This is a genomic window from Bradyrhizobium sp. 18BD (assembly GCF_054185225.1).
This window is the reverse complement of record NZ_JAVAYL010000006.1, coordinates 1-16,703: the sequence shown is the minus strand read 5'-3', so window position 1 is coordinate 16,703 and position 16,703 is coordinate 1. Positions and strand designations below refer to the sequence as shown.

Here is a 16,703-nt window from a genome sequence, read left to right as displayed (position 1 = left end):
CCGGGAGAGGCGTTTGAGCGACCAGCTACATCCGATGGCCCCACACCATCTGCCGTTCTTCCTCGCGCCGGGGAGCGGGACCGACACGCTGATGGTGGTGATGGGCATATTCCTGATCGGCACCGTGCTTTGGATCGGAACGCTCTATTGGAAATTGCACAGCCTGCCGGAGCGGATGGCACACAAATCGCAGAAGCTGCAATTCGAGATCGTGGCCGTGCTCGGCCTGATCTCGCTGTTCACGCACATGCACATCTTCTGGGTTGCAGGCCTGCTGCTTGCGCTGATCGATATCCCCGATTTCGGGACGCCGCTGCGCAGCATCGCCGATTCCGTCGAGAAGATCGCCGATTCAACGCCCGGCCAGGAGGACGTCCCGATCGAGGCCGGTCCAATGCCTGCTCCGGACGCCGGTAAGAAGGAGCACACTCATGCTTGAGCTGATGATCTGCTCCCTGGTCACGATCCTGCCGGATTACCTCTATCGCCGCTACGTCCAGGGCAAGCGCTTCGGCAAGGAGATCACCTTCTTCTCGGTCTGGTACGAGCTGCGCTGGGGCATCACCGGCTGCCTGATGCTGACCGTGTCGCTGATCACCATGATCTTCTATTTCCATCCATCGACGACGTCGGCGACGCTGTATTTCCGTACCGTGCCGATCCTGCCCGAAGGGTCGGGCCGCGTGGCCGATGTGAAGGTCGGCTTTACCCAGGCCGTGAAGAAGGGCGATGTGCTGTTCACGCTCGATGCTTCAAAGCAGCAGGCCGCGTTCGAGACGGCCAAGCGGAAGGTGGCCGAGGTCGATGCGATGATGCAGACGGCACAGGCCGATGTGGTCAAGGCCGAGGCGCAGGTCGGCGAAGCCAAGGCCAATTATCAGCAGGCCAAGGACGAGCTCGAGGTCAAAAGCGAGCTGCAGCGCCGCAATCCCGGCATCGTGCCGCAGCGGGATATCGACAAGCTCCAGGTGCTGGTCGATCAGCGTCAGTCCGGCATCGATGCAGCGAATGCCGCGAAGCAAGCGGCATCCTTGCAGGTTTCGATCCTGTTGCCGGCGCAGAAGGCCAGCGCGGAGGCCGCGCTGGACCAGGCGCAGGTCGATCTTGACAAGACGCAGGTCCGTGCCGGCGTCGACGGACGCGTCGAGCAGTTCCTGGTTCGCCCCGGCGACGTCGTCAATCAGCTGATGCGCCCCGCCGGCGTCCTCATTCCGACGGAGGCGGGCCGCAAGGTGCTGCAGGCCGGTTTTGGCCAGATCGAGGCGCAAGTGATGCAGACCGGCATGGTGGCCGAGGCGAGTTGCATCTCCAAGCCGTGGGTGATCATCCCGATGGTGATCACGACGGTGCAGGACTACATCGCCGCTGGACAGTTCCGGTCCGGCGAGCAGTTGCTCGAGGCCCAGAATGCCGTGAAGCCCGGGACAATTCTCGTGTTCCTGGAGCCGCTCTACAAAGGCGGTCTCGACGGCGTGACGCCGGGCAGCAGCTGCATCGTCAACGCCTATACCAGCAACCACGAGGAAATCACGGCGAAGGACACGCCGGCAGGACGACGATTTGCGCTCCACGTCATCGATGCCACCGGTCTCGTCCACGCGCTGCTGCTGCGCATCCAGGCACTGTTGCTGCCGATCCAGACGCTCGTGCTGAGCGGACATTGAACGGCGAGGGAAGGACAAGCGACATGCGTCCAAGAAAATTGGCTGCGCTCGGCGCGGCACTGCTGGCCTCGCTGTTGGTTGCAGGTGGCAGCGCTAATGCCCTCGAGCTCGACGGCGCGTGGGCCAGCGATGCAGATAATTGTGCCAAGGTGTTCGTGCGCAAGGGCTCCCAGCTCGGATTCACCGACATGTCGGACGTCTATGGTGGCGGCTTCATCGTCGACGGCGACCGGATCGTCGGCAAATTCGCGAGTTGCCGGATCAAGGCGCGAAAGGACAACGGTCAGAACGTCAATCTGATCGCGGCGTGCGCGACCGACATCATGCTTTCCAGCGTCCAGTTCAGTCTCAGGGAACTCGATGCCAACAGCATTATCAGGCTGTTCCCGGGCATGGAGGACATGGAGATCCGCTATCACCGTTGTCCGGCGTCCTAGCGACAAGTTGCGTCGGCCTTGACTCATGTCAAACAAGCCGGCGCCCGCTGCATCTCAATGTCCTTCATCCGAGGAGGACACGTGATGAAATCAACAACAAGCCTTCGAACCACATCGTTCGCGATCGGTGCAGCCTTGCTGATGGCTGCAACCTCGATTGCGCGGGCGGATGACCCGGCAAAAATCCTCAAATCGATGACAGACTACCTGGGCAGCCAGAAGACGCTGTCCGCCTCGTTCGACAGTGACATCGAGATCATCACCCCCGAACTGCAGAAGATCCAGTTCGCAAGTTCCGGCCAGCTCAAGCTGAGCCGGCCCGACAAGCTGCGCGTCAGGCGCACCGGCGGCTATGCCGATGTCGAGCTGGTTTACGACGGCAAGACCGTCTCGCTCTACGGCAACGACTCCAAGGCCTACATGCAGGCCGAGATGGCTGGCACGGTGGATCAGATGATCTCGGAGATGCAGAGCCGTTCCGGTCTCGGCATGCCCGGCACGGATCTGCTGCTCAGCAACGCATTCGACGAGCTGATGGCGACCACCACCGAGGGCAAGCATATCGGGCAAGGCGTGGTCGACGGCGTCGAATGCGAACATCTCGCGTTTCGCACGCCCGACACCGACTGGCAGATCTGGATCGAAACGGGCGCAAAGCCCGTGCCGCGCAAATATGTGATCACCAGCAAGACCCTCACGGGCGCGCCGCAATACACGCTGCGGACCCGGGACTGGAAGACCGATGCCTTTGCCGACGACGCCTTCGTGTTCAAGGCGCCCGAAGGCGCCACCAAGGTCGACATCAACTCGGTCGCGATGGCGGATTTCGACGAACTTCCCCCGGGCACACCACCGACAGGAGCCAAGCAATGATCGCGCCAATGATCGCGCTGCGGAAAATCTCGATCGCAACGGCCGCAACGGCTGCTTTCGTCGTGGGGCTGTCCTGGAATGGCACGCTTCGCACCGATGGGAGCGGATTCCTCGCGGAGGCGCAGGCGCGGGTGGGACGCCCGCTCACGCCGATGAGCTATGCCGGTGTCGCGCGCCGGACCACGCGCCGGGCCGTTGCGGTCGGCGCCGCGGCGGGCGCCGCCGGGGCCTATTATGCGCCGGGCTGCGCGCAGGTCGTGGATGCCTATGGGCGCGTTGTGACGCGCTGCTGAGGCGGTATCTTTGCGGCTTGTCCGTGCTCCACAATTCCCGCTAGAATCCGAAACAGCAGCCGTCTGAAGCTGTGAGGATTGGAGCTGAGCGGACGCATGTCCACTGACTCGGTCAGGCCCTGGTCGGCCGCGCTGTTCTGCCTGGGCCTGTTCCTGGCGATGTGCGCGTGGCCCGAGCCGGCCGGAGCCGTCGAGCGAAGCCTGCGCGGCGAGCTCAAGCGCGTGCTGGTGCTGCACTCCTTCGGCCGCGAGTTTCGGCCGTGGAGCGAGTATGCCCGCAGCATCAAGGCCGAGCTCGAGCGGCAGTCGCCCTTGCCGCTCGACATCCAGGAGCACGCGCTGCTCACCGCGCGCTTCAACAACCCTGGCCCCGAGGCACCCTTTGTCGAGTATCTGCAATCGCTCTACCAGGGGGCATTGCCTGATATCGTCTTGACCATCGGCGCGCCGGCCGCGCGGTTTGCGCAGCGATACCGCGCGAAGCTGTTTCCCGACACGCCACTGATTCTTGGCGCGGTCGAGGACCGGCTGATCAACCGCGCCGATCTCACCGACAACGACGTCGTCGTGGCGATCCACAACGATTTTCTCGTCGCCTTCAATAACATCCTTCAGCTGCTGCCGGATACCAAAACGGTCGCGGTCGTGATCGGCGCCTCGCCGCTCGAGAGATTCTGGGTCGACGAGGTGAAGCGGGAGCTTAGGCCTCTGGGCGATCGGCTTCAGCTCGTCTGGTTTTCCGACCTGTCGTTCGAGGAAATCTTGAAACGTGCATCCACGCTCCCGCCGCACACCGTGCTGTTCTGGGGCTTGATGTCGGTCGATGCGGCCGGGATCGTCCACGAGAGCGACATTGCGCTGCGCAGCCTTCATGCGGTCGCGAACGCACCGATCTTTTCCTACCAGGACCCGTTTTTCGGCGGCAGCACCGTCGGCGGGCCGATGCATTCGGTTGCGGAAACGACCGCGAGGACCGTCAGCGCGGTGATCCGTGTTCTCGGTGGCGAGAAGCCGGCAAGCATTCACTATGAGACGATCGGCTTCGCGACGCCGAAATATGATTGGCGGGAATTGCAGCGCTGGGGCATCAGCGAGAGTCGTTTGCCTCCCGGCAGCGAAATCCTGTTTCGCGAGCCCAACATCTGGGAGCGCTATCGCTGGCAGATGTTGCTGATCACGGCCGTATTCCTGGTGCAGGCGGGTCTCATCAGCGGGCTGCTGCACGAGCGCCACCAACGGCGGCTCGCCGAGGTGGAATCGCGCCAGCGACTTGCGGAGCTCGCCCACGTCAACCGCTACTCGGCCGTCGGTGAGCTGACCACCTCGATCGCGCATGAATTGAACCAGCCGCTCGGATCCATCCTGACCAATGCCGAGACCGCAGAGCTCATGCTCAAGGGCGCCTCGCCCGACATGGACGAGATTCGGCAGATCCTCGCCGACATCAGGCGCGACGATCAGCGGGCGAGCGAGGTGATCCGCAGGCTGCGCAGCGTCCTGAAGAAGACGCCGTTCGAGGTCAGGGATATCGAGCTCAACGACACGGTGCGGGAGGCGATCGACCTAGTGACCGGCATCGTTGACGGACGCCGCATCTCGCTGACCTACCAGCCTGTCCTGGTCGACCTGCACGTCAAGGGCGACCCGGTGCAGCTTCAGCAGGTCGTCCTCAACCTGATCATCAACGCGATGGATGCGGTCTCGGACGCCGACATGAAAAAGCGCGAGGTCAACGTATCGACCGTCCGCGCCGGCAACCAGGCCGAGATCAGGATCTCCGATACCGGTCCAGGGATCGCCTCCGCCGATCTCGGCAGCATCTTCAATCCGTTCTTCACGACCAAGCCGCAGGGCATGGGCATGGGACTTGCGATCGCACGGACCATCATCGAGGCCCACCACGGCATCATCACCGCCGAAAATCAGCCGTGGGGCGGTGCGCTGTTCACGATCAGGCTGCCGATCATCCGTTGATGCCGGTCCCTTGATCTCGATCAAAGGTCCCGCCCCGACGGCGTCTTTTCCTTTTTGCAGTTGCGTCATGACCGGGACGGCGCGGGGGCAGGGTTGGGTGGTGGGTGGCCATGAAACGCCGTGAATTCGTGTCGCTGGTGGGCGCAGCGGCCGCGTATCCGGTGCTGGCGATGGGCCAGGAGAGGGCGCCATGGCGGTCGATGCCATCGGTGGGCGTCCTCACCGGCAATGTCCCGGGCGATCCCGGCGCGCAGATGCGGGTCGATGCGTTCCGGCAGGGGCTGGCCGATCGCGGCTGGATCGCCAACCAGAACTACCGGCTCGAGGTGCGCTGGCCGGGGCCCGATCCGGCGCGGCAGCAAGTGGAAGCGCGCGAGCTCATTGCCGCCCGGCCGGACGTGCTGTTTGCGACCAGCACGGGGACGACCCGGGCGTTGCGCGACGCGACGCAGACGATTCCGATCGTCTTCGTCGGGCTCTCCGATCCTGTCGGGAGCGGTCTGGTCGTCAATCTGGCGCGGCCGAGCAGCAATCTCACCGGCTTCTCGCTCTACGAGCACTCGATGAGCGGGAAGTGGCTCAGCCTGCTCAAGGACCTGGTGCCGGGCATGACCAATGCCGCCATCCTGTTCAATCCGGACTCGGCGCCCTACGCGCCGTTCTACATCGATGCCGCGCAAAAGATGGAAAACCGTCTCGGCATGAAGGTCGCGAGCGCGAGCGTCCGGAGCGGAGCCGAGATCGCCGGGGTCATCGAGGCGGCGGCGCGCGTTGGCTCAGGCCTCGTCGTGTTGCCGGACGGCGGCTTCTTCGGGGCACAAAGCGCGATGACAATTCCATTGCTGGCCCAGCGCCGTGTGCCGGCGATCTTCGCGGTCCGGTTCTACGCCGCTAATGGCGGCCTGATGTCCTATGGCGCCGATCTGACCCAGCAGTTTCGCGATGGTGCCGGTTATGTCGATCGGATCCTGCGCGGGGCCGACATCCGTAGTCTTCCGGTGCAGTTCGCCAGCAAGTTCGATCTCGTCATCAACATGAAGGCGGCCAATGCCCTCGGGCTGGCGGTCCCGAACCGGCTGCTGATGGATGCTGAGCTGATCGAATGACCTCTCGCGTTGCAGCAGCCGCCACGGCCACGTTTCGTTGATCTCGATCAACAAAAGCTCCGGCTCCGACCCCGATGGTCGCGAACGAAAAGCTTTGTGGAGGTTGCGATGTTTCGCTGCGGCAAGACCCTGATGGCGCTTGCGCTGGTGGTGGCGGTCCCCGCCGCCGCGATGGCGCAGGCAACGACACCGGCGGCGCCGACGACGCCGGCGCCTCCAGCCGCGCAGGCACAGCCCGCAGCTCCGCCGGCGCCGACGGCCGAGCTTCTCAAGCCCGAGCAGCTCGATGCGCTGGTCGCGCCGATCGCGCTTTATCCCGACGAATTGCTGGCCAACGTGCTGGCCGCCTCGACCTATCCGCTCGAAGTGGTGCAGGCCGATCGCTGGCTGAAGGAGCGCAAGAGCCTGAAGGGCGATGCGCTCAGGACCGAGGTGGAGAAGCAGAGCTGGGACGACAGCATCAAGGCACTCGCCAGCACCGCTTCCGTTCTGACCATGATGAGCGACCAGCTCGATTGGACCCAGAAACTCGGCGATGCCTTTCTGGCACAGCAGCCCGATGTGATGGATGCGATCCAGCGCCTGCGCAACAAGGCCTATGACAACAAGAAGCTCGTCACCACCAAGCAGCAGAAGGTCAGCGTCGAGTCGCAGGAGGGCAAGCAGGTCGTCGTGATCCAGCAGGCCAATCCCGCGGAAATGTATGTGCCGTATTACGATCCGGCGACGGTCTACGGCACCTGGCCCTATGCGGAATATCCGCCGTATTATTGGGGCTATCCGTCCTATATCGGTGCCGGCGTGGTCGCGGCGGGCCTCGCCTTCGGCACCGCCTGGGCGATCGGACGCTGGGGCAATTACTGGGGCGGCGGCTGCAATTGGGGCAACCGCAACGTCTACGTCAATCATCGTACCACCAACATCGGCAACGGCTGGCAGCACAATCCCGCGCATCGCGGCGGCGTGCGCTACAACAACACCAACGTTGCGAACCGCTTTGGCAACACCAACATCAAGGCCGGCGCGTCGGACCGCATGGATTTCCGCGGCCGCGACGGCAACCAGGTGCTGAAGCCGGGAGATCGTGCAGGTGATCGTGCCGGCGATCGCGCGGGCGACCGTGCTGGGGATCGTGGCGGTCCGGGTGACCGCGCAGGAGATCGAGCCGGTGACCGTGCCGGCAATCGCGGCGATCGTCCCGGTGGTGGCGATCGCGCGGGTGCCGCGGATCGCGCCAAGGGCGGCGGTGATCGTGCAAAGGGTGGCGGCGGCGATCGCGCCAAGGCCGCGAACCGTGCCGGCGGCGGTGCTGCAGCCAACCGTGGCGGCGGCAATCGCGGTGGCGCGATGAATGTCTCGTCCGGCCGCTCGGCCGCCGCGGCCTCGGCGCGCGGACGCGCCAGCATGGCAAGCATGCCGCGCGGTGGCGGCGGCGGAGCGGCCATGGCCAGTCGCGGCGGCGGTGGTGGCATGGCCATGCGTGGCGGCGGAGGCGGCGGCTTCCGCGGTGGCGGCGGAGGAGGCTTCCGTGGTGGCGGCGGCGGTGGCCGGCGCTCCGACATCGCGCTGAAGCATGATGTCGTGCTGCTCGGTCATCTCTCGAACGGCCTCGGCTATTATCGCTTCAGCTACATCGGCAGCGACAAGGCCTATGTCGGTGTGATGGCGCAGGAGGTCGAGCAGGTGATGCCTGATGCCGTGACCCGTGGCAGCGACGGCTATCTGCGCGTCTATTACGACAAGCTCGGACTGACATTCCGCACCTACCGCGACTGGCTCGCCGGCGGCGCGAAGATTCCCGCGGAGGTGACGCCATGACCGCTCTGAAATCGTTCCGACGCGCGGTGTTGCCGGGCCTGATGGCGCTGGCGCTGCTTGGCACCGCGTCGCAGGCGCAGCAGGCCTACAAGACGCCCGAAGACGCCGCCGCCGCGCTCGCGGCTGCGGTCAAGAGCGGGCCGGACGACATCCTGAAAGTGCTCGGCCGTGCCGCCGACGACATCGTCTCCTCCGGCGACGAGATCGCCGACAAGGACATCCGCGCGCGCTTCACCTCGATGTATGACGTCAAGCACGGCATCAAGGCGGAGGGCAACAAGACCGCGACGCTGATGCTGGGCCCGGATGATTTTCCGTTCCCGATTCCGCTGATCAACACCAAGGCCGGCTGGGAGTTCGACACCGCCGAGGGCCGCATCGAGGTGCTGCGCCGTCGCATCGGCCGCAACGAGCTCGACGCGATCCAGACCGCGCTCGCTTTCGTCGACGCGCAGAACGAATATGCCGACAAGGATCGCGGCGAGGGCGCCGGCGTCTATGCCCAGCGCATCGTCTCCTCGCCCGGCAAGAAGGATGGCCTGTTCTGGCGCGACGACAGCGATCCGAGTCCGCTCGGTGCGCTGGTGGCGGAGGCCTCGAAGGAAGGTTACCGCGGAGGCGATGTCGGCCCCGCGCCGTATCACGGCTACTACTTCCATATCCTCAAGGGGCAGGGCCGCGATGCGCCGGGCGGCGCGCTCAATTACGTCGTCAAGGGCAAGATGATTGGCGGCTTCGGGCTGATCGCGTGGCCCGCTGAATACGGCAATTCCGGCATCATGACCTTCCTGGTCAATCATGATGGCGTCGTCTACCAGAAGGATCTCGGCAAGCGCACCGAGTTCATCGCTGAGCACACCACGCTGTACGATCCCGACGAGACCTGGAAGAAGGTCGATGCAGCAAAGCCCTGAGCCGAAGCGGATGCGCCGCGTGATTGCAGTCGGCCTTGCTGCGCTCGGGCTGTTCCTGCTCGCGATGCCGGCCACGCCGTCGTTTGCGCAAGCGAGCGGCGACGTCCGGGTGAAGTTCGTCAAGGCCGGCCTGCTGGTCGGCGGCGGCACCGGCAGTGGCGTGCTGACCTATCGCGGCCGGAACTATCCGTTCAAGGTCTCCGGGGTGAGCGTCGGCATCACGGCCGGCGCGACCATCGGCAAATTCCAGGGCCGGGCTTCAGGCATCCGCGATGTCGGCGATTTCGTCGGCACCTACAGTTCCGTCGGCGGCGGCTTCGCCCTCGTCGGCGGCGTCAACGGCGTTCACCTGCGCAACGAAAAGGGCGTGACGATCGTGCTGCAGGGACCGAAGGCTGGCCTCGAGCTTGCCTCGAACATCAGCGCGATCACGATCGCCTGGAAGTGAGTGCCGCCAGCCAGCGTTATCGCGCGGCGGTGGCGGTCATCTCGAGCTTGACGCCGGGACCGAGATCGGCCACGCCGATCGCGGCGCGCGCAGGCAGATGCGCTTCTGCAAAATGCGCCTTCCAGGCCGCATTGAACTCGGCCTTCTCCTCGAGGTCAGTCATGTAGATGGTCACCTGCAGGACCTTGGACGAATCCGATCCGAGGGTCGTCAGCAGCTGCGCCAGCTGCCTGAGCACGTCGCTCGCCTGGCCCGACATATCGAGGCTGGTGTCCTCGGGGACGATTCCGCCGATGTAGAGCACTCCGTTGTGCTCGACCACTTCGTGGAGCAGTCCTTCGTAGGGCAAGACGCGATTTATCATGATGAGACCAATGCTGCTGTGGGATGAGTGGCGTATGGCATATTTTGATCGCCAATACGAGGCCCTTGGCTCGCTTGTTCTCCGCGCCTTCCGACTTATGAAGAGGAGCGGGGAACGCAGCGAGGTTCGTCCGCGCTCCGCGGCCGGCGCTGCCGCGCACGGCCTTGGCTGGCAATCAGATAGCTCGCCAGCGCCAGGATCCAGACGGAGATCCCGCCATAAAGCATCACCAGCCTGAAGCCGTGAACCAGCGCATCCTGCAGCGCGGCCTCCGCTACCGGCAGCAGGCCGAGCTCGGGAATGTCAGAAACGCGGATCGTTCCGCCCGCGATCCGCTGCGCAACATCCTGCAGGCGGCCGGCATCGAGCGCGCCGGGAAGCGCGCTGCTTAGCCAGGACGAGATGCCGGCGATCAGGATGAACCCCATCAAGGCAATGTTGATCGCCAGCGAGATCATGCGGGCACTCATGTCGATGCCTGAGGCCATGCCGGCGCGCGCGCTCGGCACCGATGCGGTCGTGACGTTGGTCACCGGCGTATTGGTCAGGCCGAGGCCGACGCCTGCGACGAGGCATCCCGGCGCCAATGTCAGCCAGCTGACCTGCGCCACGCCACTGCCGATCCACATCAGCAGGAAGCCGAGACCGATCACGAACAGGCCGGTGGGAATAGCAATGCCGCCGCCGAACCTCAGCAGGATCCGCTCGCCGAACGGCGGAACGACGAGCGTCGGAAGCGTGTAGGCCAGCAGCGCCAAGCCCGCCGCGATATTGTCGTAGCCGAGCGCGCTGCGGAAGAAGATCGGCAGGTAGATCATGAACGGCCAGAAGCTGAAATTCATGCCGGCCGATCCCAGCAACGCGCCGGAGAAGGCGGGTATGCGCAGGACGGAGAAGTCGAACATCGGACGGGCGCTGCGCGTCTCCGCTAGCACGAAGGCGACGAAGCTGAGAATGGCCGTCGCGACGATCGCAAGGCCGGTTGGGCTGGTGAAGCCGAAATCGGGGCCTTGCGTGATGTAAAAGGCCACTGAGAACACCGACGTCGAGAGCGTTGCGATGCCCGCGACATCGAGATGATCAGCATCGGGATCGCGCGATTCCTGCACGCCGGTCACCGCGAGCGCAGTCGTGACAATGGCGATGACGGCGTGGACCAGGAACACCCATTGCCAGCCGGAGATCGCGACGATCGCCGCCCCGATGATGGGGCCGAAGCCAAGTCCGATGCCGAAGATGATCCCCCAGGCGGCGAAGGCGCGTGCACGCTCCGATCCTTGCTGGAATTGATGCGAGAGCACCGCAACCTGGCAGATCAGCATCGCGCCGCCGCTCATGCCCTGGAGGAAACGGCTCACGATGAGGACGAGCGCGTCCTGCGCAAGGCCGCAGACCAGCGAGGCAAGGCCGAACACGATGATGCTGACGACGAACACGCGCTTTCGGCCATAGCGGTCCGCCAGCGTCCCCGTCGCCATCAGCACCGTCGTCACTGCGATGGTGTAGGCGTTCATGATCCATTGGAGCTGCTGGAAGCTTGCGTGCAGCACGCTCTCCAGCGTCGGCAGGATCGTCGGTACGCTGGAGATCTCCAGGCCGAACATGAGGGACGCGAGGCACGCTGCGGCGAGGGCAATCGTGTTTCGTGATGATGAGACCGTCAAAGCTATGACCTCCGGGCTTGGCGCCGATGACCGACGTGCAGCCACGACATCCCTCGATCGAAGGATGCTGCTTTCCGATGCGCTGGCGTGCGTCAGGCCGCGCGAACATAGGGGGCCCTTGACCACAACAAAATCCGATCAATATAGATTTCAGAGACAACAAAGCCGGATGATGAGATGCTCTCGCTCGACGTTGATGCCGTCAGGGCTTTTGTGATGGTGGCGGACCTCCACAGCTTCACGCGCGCTGCCAAGGCGCTGGGAACCACGCAAGGCGCGATCAGTGTGAAGCTGAAGCGTCTCGAAGATCGCATCGGGCATCGCTTGCTCGAACGCACGCCGCGCTCGGTGCGGCTGTCGGCGCAGGGGACCGCCTTCCTCCAGGGCGCGAGGGACTTGATCGCGGCTCACGAGCGCGCGATCGCGGGGCTCAATGCGCCGCCGCGTCATTTCGGCCTTGGCATTGCCGCGCATGTCGCAGGTCCCGAGGTTCCGTCCTTGCTGTCGCGGCTTCATGCGCACGATCCGAATTTGACCATCGAGGTCCAGCTCGACAGCTCGCGCAATCTGCTCGATCTGTTCGACCAGGGACGGCTGGACGCAGCCATCGTCCAGCGCGAGGACGATCGTCGCGATGGCGAGACGCTGGCGCATGAGCGCTTCGGCTGGTTCGCGGCGCAGGGCTTCGAGCACAGGGCGGGAGAGCCCTTGCGCCTCGCGGCACTGGCGCCGACCTGCGGTGTCCGCAACATCGCCACGCAGGCGCTGGACGCTGCCGGCATCAAATGGACCGAGGTGTTTTTGGGAGGCGGCTCCTCGGCGGTCCATGCCGCGGTCGTGGCAGGACTCGCCATCGCACCGTTGTCGTACCGGATCGCCCCTGGCGGCACGATCGACATCGGCGAGCGGCTAGGGTTGCCAAAACTCCCGCCGTCCGAGGTCGTGCTGCATTCGTCCCTGACGGACCGGCGGTCGCGGGCGGCCCTCAGTGCCCTGGCGGCCGCATTTCGCGAGCATCGCGCGCCGGCGTGAGCCCGCGCTAGGTCAGAGGCTCGTTCCAGCGAACGACCACCAGCCGGCGCCCTATACAGGGGAGCCCCGCGTTTGCGTCGGCCTCATCGCCATGACATCGGGACCTGGATCGGTATACTGCCACCGTGCATGGGAATAAGGATCTCGCGATGGACGATACGATTGGCTTCCCCGACCCCGGCCTCGACCTGTCCGACGGGTTCAAGCCGCACACCTCGCATTGGGGCGTGTTTTCGGCGCGTCAGGGCGAAGCCGGGCTCGAGGTCAGGGCCTATGCGGGCGATCCCGATCCGAACGGCATCATCGACAATTTCCCCGGCGCGCTGCGCCATCAGGCCCGCATCGCGCAGCCGGCGATCCGCCGCGGCTGGCTGGAGCGCGGGCCCGGCCCGGACGATCGCCGCGGCCGTGACGAGTTCGTCTCGGTGAGCTGGGAGAAGGCGCTCGATTTGCTCGGCGACGAGCTCGGCCGCATCCGCGACACGCGCGGACCCGGCGCCGTGTTCGGCGGCTCCTATGGCTGGTCGAGCGCGGGCCGCTTCCATCACGCGCAGAGCCAGGTGCATCGCTTCCTCAACATCGCGATGGGCGGCTATGTGCGCTCGGTGAACACCTACTCGTCGGGCGCATCTTCGGTGCTGCTGCCGCAGATCATGGCTGGTTATGAGGACATCACCAAGCGCAACGTCACCTGGGAGCAGATCGCCGGCCATACCGACATCGTGCTGGCATTCGGCGGCATGGCGCTGAAGAATTCGATGGTGGCCGGCGGCTCGATCAGCAAGCATGTCGAGCGCGGTGCCATGGAGGCGGCGCGCAAGCGCGGCTGCGAGTTCATCCTGATCAGTCCGCTCCGCGATGATCTTCCCGTCGAGGCCGGTGCCGAATGGATGAGTTGCGTGCCCGGCACCGACACCGCGCTGATGCTCGGCATCGTCCACACGCTCGTCAGCGAAGGCCTGCATGATCAGGCCTTCCTCGATCGCTACACCGAGGGCTGGCCGGTCTTCCTGCGCTATCTCACCGGCGCGAGCGACGGTCAGCCCAAGCACGCCGAATGGGCCGCGGCAATCTCCGGCGTCGATGCGGACACGATCCGCACGCTCGCGCGCCGCGCCGCCGGCAAGCGCGCGCTCGTCACCGTCTCGCATTCGCTGCAGCGCGCCGAGCATGGCGAGCAGCCGGTGTGGATGGGCATGGTGCTGGCGGCAGCGCTCGGCCAGATCGGCCTTCCCGGCGGCGGCTACGCCTATTCGCTCGGTGCGATCGGCTATTACGGCCGCCGCGTCAACGACGTGCCGGGGCCGACGCTCGGGCAGGGCCGCAACGGCGTGCGCGACTATATTCCGGTGGCGCGCATCGCCGACATGCTGCTCAATCCCGGCACCACCTATCGCTACAATGGCGAGACGCGGACCTATCCGGACATCCGCCTCGTCTACTGGGCCGGCGGCAATCCCTTCCATCACCATCAGGACATCAACCGCCTGCGCAAGGCGTTTGCGCAGCTCGATACCTTCGTCGTGCACGAGCTCGCCTGGACCGCGACGGCGCGGCACGCCGATATCGTGCTGCCCTCGACCATGACGCTCGAGCGCGAGGACATCGGCTATTCCACCAACGATCCGCTGATGGTCGCGATGCACCAGATCGCCGAGCCGTTCGGCCTTGCGCGCGACGATTACGATATCTTTGCGGATCTCGCCGAGCGCCTCGGCGCGCGCGAGCCTTTCACCGAAGGCCGCACGTCACGGGAGTGGCTGCAGCATCTCTATGAACCGACCCGCGCCTCGCTCGAAGCGCGCGGCCTGGAAGCGCCTGATTTCGACGAGTTCTGGCGGCGTGGCAGCCTCGTCGTACCGCAACAGCCCGACGACGGCGGCCGTCTCCGCAGCTTCCGCGAGGATCCGGTCGCGCATGCGCTGCCGACGCCGAGCGGCCGCATCGAAATCTATTCGGCCAAGATCGCAGCCCATGGCGATGCGGATTGTCCCGGCCATCCGGTCTGGCTGGAAAAGACCGACATCCCGAAGCCCGGCGCGCCGTGCTTCCTCGTTGCCAACCAGCCGGTGAGCCGCCTGCACAGCCAGCTCGATTTCGGCGGCCATTCGCTTGGCGCAAAGCATCGCGGCCGCGAGGTCGCGCGCATGAACCCGGTTGACGCGGACGCGCGCAGCATCAAGGACGGCGACATCATCCGCCTGTTCAACGAACGCGGCGCCTGTCTTGCCGCGGTCCACGTCACCGACGGCATCGCTGCCGGTGTCGTGCAGCTGCCGACCGGTGCCTGGTACGATCCGATGGACCCCGAGGACGACGCACCGCTCTGTGTCCACGGCAATCCGAACGTGCTCACCCGCGACATCGGCACCTCGTCCTTCGCGCAAGGTTGCACCGGGCAGTTGACGACGGTCGAGGTGGAGAAGTTTTCAGGCAATCTGCCGCCGATCCGGGCGTTCGATCCGGTCTAGCGGACGAGCGCCAGGGTCGGGTCGAGAGTCACGACATTGGATGCACCGGCCGCCTGCTTGTTGACGGACTCCAATGCGAACCTTCCGGCTGCCATCGCCGGCGGTAGCACCGGATTGGTGCTGTGCCAGGTCGGCGGCCAGTGCTCGGGCCTGTGGCCCCAGGCATTGAGCTGTCCGAGCGCATCGAACAGGCCGAGATATTGGTGATAGGCGACGTTCGGCAGTTCCTCGCCGATCGGACATCCCAACGTCACCACGGTGACGCCGTCGAGACGTGCTGTCGGGACTGAACGGATCGCATTGCTGATCTGGAGCGCACCCTTGCTGTGTCCGACCAGCAGGCGGAACGGCTGTTCGCGGCGCATCAGCAACGCATGCAGCACGTCCGACGAACCGGATCCAGTCCGGAACACCGGTGCTCCACGCATCGTCGGCTCGTTGGGCGCCGATGCTGCGAGCTCGCGCCCGATGCGCGCGACCTGCGGCGCGGCCGCCGCGAGGCTCTTCTGGATCATCGACTTGCTGCCGAGGTAATCGTGCAGGCCGAAGGCGAACCAGCCGCCCAGCGACTGGAGAAGCACGTCAGCGACACCATAGCCGGGGACGAGCGCCAGCACAGGCTTCCGCAGCGCGACCGAGATGTCCCAGGCCAGAGCGGCACTTCCCAGCGCAGAGCTGCCGACACCGGTGATCGTGACGATGTCGACGTCCTTTGTCTCAGGGCTCGCGGAATCGAGGAACGTCGCGACGTTCTTGTACCTGTGCACATACGGCGCAGTCGTTGCATCGATGATGAGCATCGATCCTTCGGGATCGGTGAGCGCATCGAAATCCACGATCCGGGAGGGCTTCTTGTCCCCCGCGGCGATTTGCGCATCCTTTTCGATCAATGCCGCGCGCAAGGTCGGAACGTCGTAGAAGATGAAGTCCAGTGCGGTGTTGAACAGCCGGCACGAACGCACCGCCGGCTCGACGAGCCATTTTGGAATCTCGAAGAAGGCAGGGGATAGTCCGGTGGACGAATGATCTGATGTCGCCATGACGGGCTCCAATTGCTTTGAACAATCGATATTCCGCCTGATCTTGTCCGCATATATGCGGTCAGGCCGCGCCCGGCGACGTGATTGTTATATGGAGAGGCGGCAATTTACAATTGTCGTGATCATGCCGCGCTGATCACATTTGTCGCAATGACAATGTGCAGACGATGCGCCGCTATCCATCACCGTCACCCTGAGGTGCCGAAGCGAAGCGGAGGCCTCGAAGGGCGACGGCCCGGCTCTATCGGGGCCGTTCATCCTTCGAGGTTCCCGACGGGGCGCTCCGCGCCCCATCGCTCGCACCTCAGGATGACGGGATTGGCAATGACGATGTGGAGACGATGCGCCGCTATCCATCACCGTCACCCTGAGGTGCCGAAGCGAAGCGGAGGCCTCGAAGGGCGACGGCCCGGCTCTATCGGGGCCGCTCTTCCTTCGAGGCTCCCGATGGAGCGCTCTGCGCTCCATCGCTCGCACCTCAGACCGTATGTCCCTTTGCGGAACGGGGCGACTCACCCTCGATGCGACTGCGAGGGTTACCCGGATGGTCCGGGCAGAGCCTCACGCAAGGAGGGCGAGTCATGGGTGATTATAGCGAGGCTTTC

15 protein-coding genes are annotated in these 16,703 nt (G+C 65.0%); 12 read left to right on the top strand and 3 right to left on the bottom strand.

Features of this window, described 5'->3' with window-relative positions; all coding sequences use genetic code 11:
• The first annotated feature begins 34 nt into the window (after positions 1 to 34).
• From RAD16_RS12645 to RAD16_RS12600, 10 genes are all read left to right on the top strand, one after another.
• Positions 35 to 439 carry a hypothetical protein gene (locus tag RAD16_RS12645; protein WP_458158533.1) on the top strand — a complete coding sequence of 135 codons (405 nt, stop codon included), beginning with the start codon at positions 35 to 37 and terminating at the stop codon, positions 437 to 439.
• Positions 432 to 1,664 carry an HlyD family secretion protein gene (locus tag RAD16_RS12640; protein ID WP_458158210.1) on the top strand — a complete coding sequence of 411 codons (1,233 nt, stop codon included), beginning with the start codon at positions 432 to 434 and terminating at the stop codon, positions 1,662 to 1,664. Before RAD16_RS12645 ends, RAD16_RS12640 begins: the two co-directional genes overlap by 8 nt.
• A 23-nt stretch (positions 1,665 to 1,687) precedes the next feature.
• Entirely contained in the window at positions 1,688 to 2,101 is a 414-nt protein-coding gene (locus RAD16_RS12635; protein WP_458158209.1) for a hypothetical protein, read from the top strand.
• 84 nt (positions 2,102 to 2,185) lie between these two features.
• Positions 2,186 to 2,974: a DUF2092 domain-containing protein gene (locus RAD16_RS12630; RefSeq protein ID WP_458158208.1), complete on the top strand. Its 789-nt coding sequence runs from the start codon at positions 2,186 to 2,188 to the stop codon at positions 2,972 to 2,974.
• Positions 2,971 to 3,267 carry a hypothetical protein gene (locus tag RAD16_RS12625; RefSeq protein WP_458158207.1) on the top strand — a complete coding sequence of 99 codons (297 nt, stop codon included), beginning with the start codon at positions 2,971 to 2,973 and terminating at the stop codon, positions 3,265 to 3,267. Before RAD16_RS12630 ends, RAD16_RS12625 begins: the two co-directional genes overlap by 4 nt.
• Positions 3,268 to 3,363: 96 nt before the next feature.
• Positions 3,364 to 5,241, top strand: a complete 1,878-nt coding sequence (locus RAD16_RS12620) for a sensor histidine kinase (RefSeq protein ID WP_458158206.1) — start codon at positions 3,364 to 3,366, stop codon at positions 5,239 to 5,241.
• 110 nt (positions 5,242 to 5,351) lie between these two features.
• Positions 5,352 to 6,347: an ABC transporter substrate-binding protein gene (locus RAD16_RS12615; protein ID WP_458158205.1), complete on the top strand. Its 996-nt coding sequence runs from the start codon at positions 5,352 to 5,354 to the stop codon at positions 6,345 to 6,347.
• Between the two features lie 108 nt (positions 6,348 to 6,455).
• Positions 6,456 to 8,165, top strand: coding sequence for a DUF3300 domain-containing protein (locus RAD16_RS12610; RefSeq protein WP_458158204.1), 1,710 nt, complete (start codon positions 6,456 to 6,458; stop codon positions 8,163 to 8,165).
• Positions 8,162 to 9,079 (top strand): DUF2950 domain-containing protein, encoded by a 918-nt coding sequence (locus tag RAD16_RS12605; RefSeq protein WP_458158203.1) that lies wholly within the window; start codon positions 8,162 to 8,164, stop codon positions 9,077 to 9,079. Before RAD16_RS12610 ends, RAD16_RS12605 begins: the two co-directional genes overlap by 4 nt.
• A complete protein-coding gene (locus RAD16_RS12600) occupies positions 9,063 to 9,527 on the top strand; it encodes a hypothetical protein (RefSeq protein WP_458158202.1) in 465 nt (154 codons plus the stop codon). The genes RAD16_RS12605 and RAD16_RS12600 overlap by 17 nt, the downstream gene beginning before the upstream one ends.
• A 16-nt stretch (positions 9,528 to 9,543) precedes the next feature.
• Here RAD16_RS12600 and RAD16_RS12595 read toward each other — a convergent pair whose 3' ends face one another.
• Both RAD16_RS12595 and RAD16_RS12590 read right to left on the bottom strand, forming a co-directional pair.
• Entirely contained in the window at positions 9,544 to 9,891 is a 348-nt protein-coding gene (locus RAD16_RS12595; RefSeq protein WP_458158201.1) for a RidA family protein, read from the bottom strand.
• 95 nt (positions 9,892 to 9,986) lie between these two features.
• Positions 9,987 to 11,561: an MFS transporter gene (locus tag RAD16_RS12590; protein WP_458158532.1), complete on the bottom strand. Its 1,575-nt coding sequence runs from the start codon at positions 11,559 to 11,561 to the stop codon at positions 9,987 to 9,989.
• 171 nt (positions 11,562 to 11,732) lie between these two features.
• Between RAD16_RS12590 and RAD16_RS12585 the strand changes: the two genes are divergently transcribed.
• The gene (locus RAD16_RS12585; RefSeq protein WP_458158200.1) at positions 11,733 to 12,587 is read left to right on the top strand and encodes a LysR family transcriptional regulator; all 855 of its coding nucleotides are present in this window, start codon (positions 11,733 to 11,735) and stop codon (positions 12,585 to 12,587) included.
• Between the two features lie 149 nt (positions 12,588 to 12,736).
• Complete coding sequence (locus tag RAD16_RS12580; RefSeq protein ID WP_458158199.1) at positions 12,737 to 15,058, top strand: molybdopterin guanine dinucleotide-containing S/N-oxide reductase; 2,322 nt, start codon at positions 12,737 to 12,739, stop codon at positions 15,056 to 15,058.
• On the opposite strand, the gene RAD16_RS12575 is transcribed toward RAD16_RS12580, so the two are convergent.
• Positions 15,055 to 16,098 carry a hypothetical protein gene (locus RAD16_RS12575; RefSeq protein WP_458158198.1) on the bottom strand — a complete coding sequence of 348 codons (1,044 nt, stop codon included), beginning with the start codon at positions 16,096 to 16,098 and terminating at the stop codon, positions 15,055 to 15,057. The two genes, RAD16_RS12580 and RAD16_RS12575, sit on opposite strands and share 4 nt — an antisense overlap.
• Positions 16,099 to 16,703: the final 605 nt, after the last annotated feature.

Coding starts and splice junctions, on each gene's coding strand:
- RAD16_RS12610 (WP_458158204.1), top strand. CDS start 6,456: ATGTTTCGCTGCGGCAAGACCCTGATGGCGCTTGCGCTGGTGGTGGCG.
- RAD16_RS12635 (WP_458158209.1), top strand. CDS start 1,688: ATGCGTCCAAGAAAATTGGCTGCGCTCGGCGCGGCACTGCTGGCCTCG.
- RAD16_RS12585 (WP_458158200.1), top strand. CDS start 11,733: ATGCTCTCGCTCGACGTTGATGCCGTCAGGGCTTTTGTGATGGTGGCG.
- RAD16_RS12600 (WP_458158202.1), top strand. CDS start 9,063: ATGCAGCAAAGCCCTGAGCCGAAGCGGATGCGCCGCGTGATTGCAGTC.
- RAD16_RS12645 (WP_458158533.1), top strand. CDS start 35: ATGGCCCCACACCATCTGCCGTTCTTCCTCGCGCCGGGGAGCGGGACC.
- RAD16_RS12615 (WP_458158205.1), top strand. CDS start 5,352: ATGAAACGCCGTGAATTCGTGTCGCTGGTGGGCGCAGCGGCCGCGTAT.
- RAD16_RS12640 (WP_458158210.1), top strand. CDS start 432: ATGCTTGAGCTGATGATCTGCTCCCTGGTCACGATCCTGCCGGATTAC.
- RAD16_RS12595 (WP_458158201.1), bottom strand. CDS start 9,891: ATGATAAATCGCGTCTTGCCCTACGAAGGACTGCTCCACGAAGTGGTC.
- RAD16_RS12605 (WP_458158203.1), top strand. CDS start 8,162: ATGACCGCTCTGAAATCGTTCCGACGCGCGGTGTTGCCGGGCCTGATG.
- RAD16_RS12580 (WP_458158199.1), top strand. CDS start 12,737: ATGGACGATACGATTGGCTTCCCCGACCCCGGCCTCGACCTGTCCGAC.
- RAD16_RS12620 (WP_458158206.1), top strand. CDS start 3,364: ATGTCCACTGACTCGGTCAGGCCCTGGTCGGCCGCGCTGTTCTGCCTG.
- RAD16_RS12625 (WP_458158207.1), top strand. CDS start 2,971: ATGATCGCGCCAATGATCGCGCTGCGGAAAATCTCGATCGCAACGGCC.
- RAD16_RS12630 (WP_458158208.1), top strand. CDS start 2,186: ATGAAATCAACAACAAGCCTTCGAACCACATCGTTCGCGATCGGTGCA.
- RAD16_RS12575 (WP_458158198.1), bottom strand. CDS start 16,098: ATGGCGACATCAGATCATTCGTCCACCGGACTATCCCCTGCCTTCTTC.